Below are 202 nucleotides of genomic sequence, written 5' to 3' on the forward strand. Positions count from 1 at the left end.
GAACGTAAAATAAAAGAGAAGTAAAAAGAGAAGTAAGAAGACAAAGAACAAAATCGGTTATAAACATCATAACGGAATATTCCGGCGGCGATAGTGCAGTGGGTCCACCTAATCCCATGCCGAACTTAGAAGTGAAACGCTGTAACGCCGATGGTAGTGTGGGGGTTCCCCATGTGAGAGTAGGACACCGCCGGGTTTTAAT

At 44.6% G+C, this 202-nt stretch carries 1 rRNA gene; it reads left to right on the forward strand.

From position 1 onward, the window contains the following. Positions 1-80: 80 nt before the first annotated feature. Positions 81-196: ribosomal RNA gene (rrf, locus tag BN3349_RS07090) — 5S ribosomal RNA — on the forward strand. Positions 197-202: the final 6 nt, after the last annotated feature.

The sequence above is a fragment of the Necropsobacter massiliensis genome (assembly GCF_000827595.2).
Taxonomy (GTDB): Bacteria; Pseudomonadota; Gammaproteobacteria; order Enterobacterales; family Pasteurellaceae; genus Necropsobacter; species Necropsobacter massiliensis.